The sequence below is a fragment of the Streptomyces sp. NPDC059454 genome (assembly GCF_042749965.1).
Taxonomy (GTDB): Bacteria; Actinomycetota; Actinomycetes; order Streptomycetales; family Streptomycetaceae; genus Streptomyces.
In genome coordinates this window covers 31908-38883 of record NZ_JBHYVC010000072.1, presented here as the reverse complement: position 1 = coordinate 38883, position 6976 = coordinate 31908, and the positions used below count along the sequence as shown (strand labels likewise).

Annotated in this window: 7 protein-coding genes; 4 read left to right on the top strand and 3 right to left on the bottom strand. The window is 72.3% G+C overall.

Annotated elements, in window-relative coordinates; all coding sequences use genetic code 11:
* Positions 1-143: 143 nt before the first annotated feature.
* The 3 genes from rocD to ACFXAE_RS31720 form a co-directional block, all read right to left on the bottom strand.
* Positions 144-1370, bottom strand: a complete 1227-nt coding sequence (gene rocD / locus ACFXAE_RS31730; RefSeq protein ID WP_384721608.1) for an ornithine--oxo-acid transaminase — start codon at positions 1368-1370, stop codon at positions 144-146.
* The gene (gene ddaH / locus ACFXAE_RS31725; protein ID WP_384721605.1) at positions 1367-2179 is read right to left on the bottom strand and encodes a dimethylargininase; all 813 of its coding nucleotides are present in this window, start codon (positions 2177-2179) and stop codon (positions 1367-1369) included. Before ddaH ends, rocD begins: the two co-directional genes overlap by 4 nt.
* Before the next feature lie 123 nt (positions 2180-2302).
* Positions 2303-2806, bottom strand: coding sequence for an Lrp/AsnC family transcriptional regulator (locus tag ACFXAE_RS31720; RefSeq protein ID WP_384721602.1), 504 nt, complete (start codon positions 2804-2806; stop codon positions 2303-2305).
* Positions 2807-2883: 77 nt separating this feature from the next.
* On the opposite strand from ACFXAE_RS31720, the gene ACFXAE_RS31715 reads away from it, so the two are divergent.
* The 4 genes from ACFXAE_RS31715 to ACFXAE_RS31700 are packed head-to-tail and all read left to right on the top strand — an operon-like array spanning position 2884 to position 6967.
* Complete coding sequence (locus tag ACFXAE_RS31715) at positions 2884-3657, top strand: LytR/AlgR family response regulator transcription factor (RefSeq protein ID WP_384721599.1); 774 nt, start codon at positions 2884-2886, stop codon at positions 3655-3657.
* Positions 3658-3672: 15 nt separating this feature from the next.
* On the top strand, positions 3673-4032 hold the full coding sequence (locus ACFXAE_RS31710) for a hypothetical protein (RefSeq protein ID WP_384721596.1): 360 nt from the start codon (positions 3673-3675) through the stop codon (positions 4030-4032).
* 20 nt (positions 4033-4052) lie between these two features.
* The gene (locus ACFXAE_RS31705; RefSeq protein WP_384721593.1) at positions 4053-5765 is read left to right on the top strand and encodes a cation acetate symporter; all 1713 of its coding nucleotides are present in this window, start codon (positions 4053-4055) and stop codon (positions 5763-5765) included.
* Complete coding sequence (locus ACFXAE_RS31700; RefSeq protein WP_384721590.1) at positions 5762-6967, top strand: sensor histidine kinase; 1206 nt, start codon at positions 5762-5764, stop codon at positions 6965-6967. Before ACFXAE_RS31705 ends, ACFXAE_RS31700 begins: the two co-directional genes overlap by 4 nt.
* The last annotated feature ends 9 nt before the right edge of the window (positions 6968-6976 follow it).

The window sequence follows — 6976 nt, the reverse complement described above, 5'->3', positions numbered from 1 at the left end:
ACAACCCATAAATCGTCGTCAGCGTACGTTGTTTATAACCCACTGGACCCAATCTCCACCCTGGGGGGGGTTTGTGGGCTTTGTGGGATCGGCCGGCCCGGTGCCGACTCCCCGCCGGGCCCGGGCGGGGAGACGGCAGCGGCTCAGACCTGTCGGGCCAGAACCTTCTCCAGGGTGTGCAGGGCACCCTGGAGTTCCTCCGCCGTGACGGTCAGCGGCGGGGCCAGGCGGATGGTGGAACCATGGGTGTCCTTGACCAGGACGCCCTCCCGCATCAGGCGCTCGCTGATCTCACGGCCGGTGCCGAGCGCCGGGTCGACGTCCACGCCCGCCCACAGGCCGCGGGAGCGGAAGCCGACGACGCCCTTGCCGACGAGCGACTCCAGGCCCTCGCGCAGGATGCCGCCCAGTTCCGCCGCCCGGCGCTGGAACTCGCCCGTCTCCAGCAGTTCCACCACGGCCGTACCGACCGCCGCGGCCAGCGGATTGCCGCCGAAGGTCGACCCGTGCTCACCAGGATGGAGCACCTGGAGCACCTCCCGCCGGGCCACCACCGCGGACACCGGGACGATGCCGCCCCCCAGCGCCTTGCCGAGCAGCACCACGTCCGGGACGACCGACTCGTGCTCCACGGCGAGCGTACGGCCGGTGCGGCCCAGGCCCGACTGGATCTCGTCCGCGACGAACAGGCACCCCGCGCGGCGCGTCAGCTCCCGCACCCCGGCGAGGTAGCCGTCGTCCGGGACGATCACGCCCGCCTCGCCCTGGACCGGCTCGATCAGCACCGCCGCCGTCGTCTCGTCGACCGCCGCCTCCAGCGCCGCCAGGTCGTTGTACGGCACCACCCGGAAGCCCGGGGTGAACGGCCCGAACCCGGCCCGTGCGACCTCGTCCGTCGAGAAGCTCACGATCGTCGTCGTACGGCCGTGGAAGTTGTCCGCCGCCACCACGATCGTCGCCCGGTCGGCCGGGACGCCCTTCACGTCGTAGGCCCACTTGCGGGCCACCTTGATCCCGCTCTCCACCGCCTCCGCGCCGGTGTTCATGGGCAGCACCATGTCCAGCCCGGTCAGCGCGGCCAGCCGCTCCGCGAACTCGGCCAGCCGGTCGTTGTGGAACGCGCGCGAGGTCAGCGTGAGCCGGTCCAGCTGGCGGTGCGCCGCCTCGATCAGCGCCGGATGCCGGTGGCCGAAGTTGAGCGCCGAGTAGCCGGCCAGCATGTCGAGGTACCGTCGGCCCTCCACGTCCTCCACCCACGCGCCCTCCGCGCGGGCGACGACCACGGGCAGCGGGTGGTAGTTGTGCGCGAGGACCGGCTCCTCCGCGCCGATCAGCTCGGCGGACGTACGCGCGGGGACGACAGAGGTCATGAGCGGATCTCCTGTGTGCAGCACTTGATGCCCCCGCCCGCCTTGTGGAACTCGGACAGGTCGACGGGGACGGGAACGTAGCCGCGGTCGGCGAGCCGGGCGGCGAGGGCGGTGGCCCCGGGGGAGACGAACACATGGCGTCCGTCGGAGACGGAGTTCAGCCCGAACGCCATCGCGTCCTCACGGGTCGCGAGCACTGCGTCCGGATACAGCCGGGTGAGCACCTCGCGGCTGCCCGGCGAGAACGCCTCCGGGTAGTACGCGACGTTCTCCTCGTCCAGCACGAACAGCGCCGTGTCCAGGTGGTAGAAGTACGGATCCACCAGCGTCAGGCCGATCACCGGCACCCCGAAGAACTCCTGCACCTCGCGGTGCGCCTCGCGGGTGGTGCGGAAACCGGTGCCGGCGAGGATCCAGCGCCCGGCGGGCACCAGGTCGCCCTCGCCCTCGCACACCGACCCGGGATGGTGCACCTCGTACCCCTCGGCCTTGAACCAGGCCTCGTACGGCACGGACTCCGGGCGCCGCTCGGGCGCCAGGAACAGGGAGCCGAAGACACGGCCCTCCACGACGACCGCCGCGTTCGCGGCGAACACCATGTCGGGCAGTGCGGGCTCCGGCTTCACGGTCTCCACCGTATGACCGTGGTCGCGGTAGGCGTCGACCAGCGTCCGCCACTGGCGCCTGGCCAGAGAGAGGTCGACGGGACGGTCGGGATGCATCCAGGGGTTGATCGCGTACCGCACGGCGAAGTGTCTGGGTTCGCAGACGAGGTATCGCCGCCGGGACGCCACACGGAAGTCGGGCACAGAGGGGTTCCTCCGCTTCCACGCGGTCTCGACAGGGGTGAGACCACGGTAGGAAGCGAGCGATACGGTCGACAAGGAACAAGAGCTGCGTGTTCACGCAGGAACGCTGCGCAGTTCACCTCTTCAGCGCACGTCTGATGCGCCCTCCGGGGCGGGCTGGCTCACTCCTGCCTCAGGACTGTCCGGCAGCAGATGCGACAGCACCATCACGCTGATCGTCTTCCGGATGAACGGCTCCTGGCGGATCCGTTCCAGCACCTCCTCGAAGTGCTCCACGTCCCGCGCCCGCACGTGCAGCAGCGCGTCCGCGCCGCCGGTCACCGTCATCGCCGCGGCGATCTCCGGATGGTTGCGCACCACCTCCGCCAGCCGCCGGGGCGGCGCCGCCCCCTCGCAGTACACCTCGATATACGCCTCGGTGCGCCAGCCCAGCGCGGACGGCCGTACCGTCGCCGTGAAGCCGGTGATCACCCCGGTCTCGCGCAGCCGGTCCACCCGGCGCTTGACCGCCGTCGCCGACAGCCCGATGACCGCGCCGATCTCGGCGAAGGACGTCCTGGCGTTCGCCATCAGCGCGGTGACGATCTTCCGGTCGAGCTCGTCGAACGATGCGGGCCTGCTGTTCATGCGGGCACTGTATCCAGCGGAAACGCCCATGTCCGGGGCATGTCCAGACGTGGAAAACACCCCTACACTCCACCTTCATGCTGCGCGCCCTGGCCGTCGACGACGAACGCCCCTCACTGGAGGAACTGCTCTACCTGCTGAACGCCGACCCTCGCGTCGGCAGCGCCGAGGGCGCCGGTGACGCCACCGAGGCGCTGCGCCGCATCAACCGCGCCCTGGAGTCGGGACCCGACGGGCCCGAGGCCATCGACGTCGTCTTCCTCGACATCCAGATGCCCGGCCTCGACGGCCTCGACCTGGCCCGGCTGCTCACCGGGTTCGCCCGGCCGCCGCTCGTCGTGTTCGTCACCGCCCACGAGGACTTCGCCGTCCAGGCCTTCGACCTCAAGGCCGTCGACTACGTGCTCAAACCCGTCCGCAAGGAACGGCTGGCCGAGGCGGTCCGCCGCGCCGTCGAACTGCGCGGTGCCGCGCAGCGCGGCACCACCGCCCCGCGCATCCCCGTGCACGAACCCGACCCCGAGCACATACCCGTCGAACTCGGCGGCGTGACCCGCTTCGTCGCCGTCGACGACATCACCCACGTCGAGGCCCAGGGCGACTACGCCCGCCTGCACACCGACAAGGGCAGCCACCTCGTACGGATCCCGCTGTCCACCCTGGAGGAGCGCTGGCGCTCCCGCGGCTTCGTGCGCATCCACCGCCGCCATCTGGTCGCCCTGCGCCACATCGGCGAACTCCGGCTCGACGCGGGCACCGTGAGCGTCCTGATCGGCTCCGAGGAACTCCAGGTCAGCCGGCGGCACGCCCGCGAACTGCGGGACCTGCTGATGCGCCGGACCACGAGCTAGGCAGGGGGAGCGCACATGCCCCAGGACCCGACCGAACGCCGTGTGGTCGTCACCGGCCCGCCCCGCCGCGCCCGCCGTTCCTCCGGCTACTACCGTCCGCGCACCGAGATCGACGAGCAGACCACCCTCGGCCACACCTACGTCCGTTCCCTGATGCGCATCCAACTGCGCACCGGGCTCGCCGGGTTCGCCGTCCTCGCCCTGCTCATCGGCCCGCTCCCGCTGGTCTTCGCCGTCGCCCCGGACGCCCGCCGCCTGGAGTGGGCGGTGCTCGGCTTCGGGCTCTACCCCCCGCTGGTCCTGCTCGCCCGCTGGTACGTGCGCCGCGCCGAACGCAACGAACGCGACTTCGTGCGGCTCGTCGAGGACCGCTGAGACCGGGGACCTCCAGCACCGTGAACTCCACCTACGCCGTTCCCGCCGTCGCCCTCGTCGTCCTCGCGACCGTCCTCGTCGGCGCCTTCGGCCTGCGCATCTCCCGCACCACCTCCGACTTCTACGTCGCCTCCCGCACCGTCGGCCCCCGCCTCAACGCGGCCGCCATCAGCGGCGAGTACCTCTCCGCCGCCTCCTTCCTCGGCATCGCGGGACTCGTCCTCGTCCAGGGCCCGGACATGCTCTGGTACCCGGTCGGTTACACCGCCGGCTACCTGGTGCTGCTGCTGTTCGTCGCCGCCCCGCTGCGCCGCTCCGGCGCCTACACCCTGCCCGACTTCGCCGAGGCCCGGCTCGCCTCGCAGACGGTACGACGACTCGCGGGCGCCTTCGTCGTCGGCGTCGGCTGGCTGTACCTGCTGCCGCAGCTCCAGGGCGCGGGGCTCACCCTGACCGTCCTCACCGGAGCGCCCGACTGGCTCGGCGGAGTGATCGTCGCCGTGGTGGTCACCGTCATCGTCGGCGCGGGCGGCATGCGCAGCATCACCTTCGTGCAGGCCTTCCAGTACTGGCTGAAACTCACCGCCCTGCTCGTCCCCGCCCTCTTCCTGATCGCCGCCTGGCAGAGCGACGGCGGCCCCAGCCACGCCTTCGACGAGCCGGCCGCCTTCCGCGAACAGCGGGTGGTGCGCGTCGACGACACCCTCGACCTCCGGCTCGAGGGACCGCTCACCGTCACGGTGGACGGCACCGTCGACGGCCGCGACCACGACGGCACCGAAGTGAGCCTGCCCGTCGGCACGCACCGCATCGACGGCGGCACCCGGCTCACCTTCGCCGAGGGCACCGAGGTCCCCGCCGCCGGGCGCGACGCCGACGACGCCCTGTCGCCCTCCCGGGCCGAGTCCCGCGAGGAACGCCCGCTGTACGCGACGTACGGGCTGATCCTCGCCACCTTCTTCGGCACCATGGGACTGCCCCACGTCGTGGTCCGCTTCTACACCAGCCCGCACGGCGTGGCCGCCCGCCGCACCACCGTCGCGGTCCTCGGCCTGATCGGCGCCTTCTACCTCCTCCCCCCGGTCTACGGAGCCCTCGGCCGTCTCTACGCGCCCGAACTCACCCTCACCGGCGACGCGGACGCCGCCGTCCTGCTCCTGCCCGGCCGGATGATCGGCGGGACGGGCGGCGACCTCCTCGGGGCGCTGGTCGCCGGGGGCGCCTTCGCCGCGTTCCTGTCGACGGCCTCCGGACTCACCATGGCCGTGGCCGGCGTGCTCACCCAGGACGTGCTCCCCTCGCGCGGCGTACGGCACTTCCGGCTCGGCACCGTCCTCGCGATGGCCGTACCCCTCGGGGCGAGCCTCCTGGTCGGCGGACTGCCGGTGGCCGACGCGGTGGGACTCGCCTTCGCCGTCTCCGCCTCGTCGTTCTGCCCGCTGCTCGTCCTCGGCATCTGGTGGCGCCGGCTGACCCCGCCCGGCGCGGCGGCCGGGATGCTGGTGGGCGGTGGCTCCGCGTTCGCCGCCGTCGCCGCGACCATGGCCGGATACCCGGGCACGGGACCCTGGCACGCCCTGCTGGCCTGGCCCGCGCTGTGGTCGGTGCCGCTGGGCTTCCTCACCATGATCCTGGTGTCCCTGGCCACCCCCGGCCGGGTGCCGCCCGGCACGGCGGCGGTACTGGCCCGCTTCCACCTGCCGGAGGAACTCCGTACGGAGGTGTCCGCATGAGCGGTTTCCTCGCCGGTCTGCTCGTCGCCGTCCTGCCCCTGCTGGCCGCCGGGTTCTGGATCGGCCGGCGCACCGCCCGCCCCGCCGGCCTCGCCGGACTCGGCACCCCCGTCGAGCACGCCACCTTCGAGACCCTGCACACCGCCTCCCTGGCCACGCCCCCGCTGCGGGCCGGCCTGACGGAGGAGACCGCCGGCAAGTCGGCCCGCAAACTGCGCTCCCTGCTCGGCACGGACGCGCTCTGCCTCACCGACCGCGAACAGGTCCTCGTCTGGGACGGCGCCGGCGCCCACCACCGCGCCGAGATCATGGAACGCCTCGGCGGCCCCCTCGACACCGGCCGCGGCGAGGCCTTCCCGCTCACCTGTGACACCCCCGACTGCTCGGTGCGCTGGGCGGTCGTCGCCCCGCTCACCGTGGACGACCGGGTGCACGGCGCGCTCGTCGCCTGCGCGCCCCGCGAGTCCGCCGTCCTCGTCCGGGCCGCCGGGGAGGTCGCCCGCTGGGTCTCCGTCCAGCTCGAACTCGCCGACCTCGACCAGTCCCGCACCCGACTCATCGAGGCCGAGATCAGAGCCCTGCGCGCCCAGATCTCCCCGCACTTCATCTTCAACTCGCTCGCCGTGATCGCCTCGTTCGTGCGCACCGACCCCGAGCGGGCCCGCGAACTGCTCCTGGAGTTCGCCGACTTCACCCGCTACTCGTTCCGCCGGCACGGCGACTTCACCACCCTCGCCGACGAACTGCACGCCATCGACCACTATCTGGCCCTGGTGCGGGCACGCTTCGGCGACCGCCTCGCCGTGACGCTGCAGATCGCCCCCGAGGTGCTGCCGGTCGCGCTGCCCTTCCTCTGCCTCCAGCCACTGGTGGAGAACGCCGTCAAGCACGGCCTGGAGGGCAAGGCCGACACGTGCCACATCCAGATCACCGCGCAGGACGCCGGCGCCGAGGCCCTCGTCGTCATCGAGGACGACGGTGCCGGAATGGACCCCGGCCTGCTGCGCCGCATCCTCGCCCGCGAGGTCAGCCCCACCGGCGGCATCGGACTGTCCAACGTCGACGACCGGCTCCGTCAGGTCTACGGCGACGACCACGGCCTCGTCATCGAGACCGCCGTCGGCGCGGGCATGAAGATCACCGTCCGGCTGCCGAAGTACCAGCCGGGGGTGCACCTGAAGGGGCGGCTCACCCCCCGGTGAGGCCGGCCG

Excerpts from the sequence above, each read along its gene's own strand:
- rocD (WP_384721608.1), bottom strand. The coding sequence starts at position 1,370 with ATGACCTCTGTCGTCCCCGCGCGTACGTCCGCCGAGCTGATCGGCGCG.
- ACFXAE_RS31720 (WP_384721602.1), bottom strand. The coding sequence starts at position 2,806 with ATGAACAGCAGGCCCGCATCGTTCGACGAGCTCGACCGGAAGATCGTC.
- ACFXAE_RS31715 (WP_384721599.1), top strand. The coding sequence starts at position 2,884 with ATGCTGCGCGCCCTGGCCGTCGACGACGAACGCCCCTCACTGGAGGAA.
- ACFXAE_RS31710 (WP_384721596.1), top strand. The coding sequence starts at position 3,673 with ATGCCCCAGGACCCGACCGAACGCCGTGTGGTCGTCACCGGCCCGCCC.
- ACFXAE_RS31700 (WP_384721590.1), top strand. The coding sequence starts at position 5,762 with ATGAGCGGTTTCCTCGCCGGTCTGCTCGTCGCCGTCCTGCCCCTGCTG.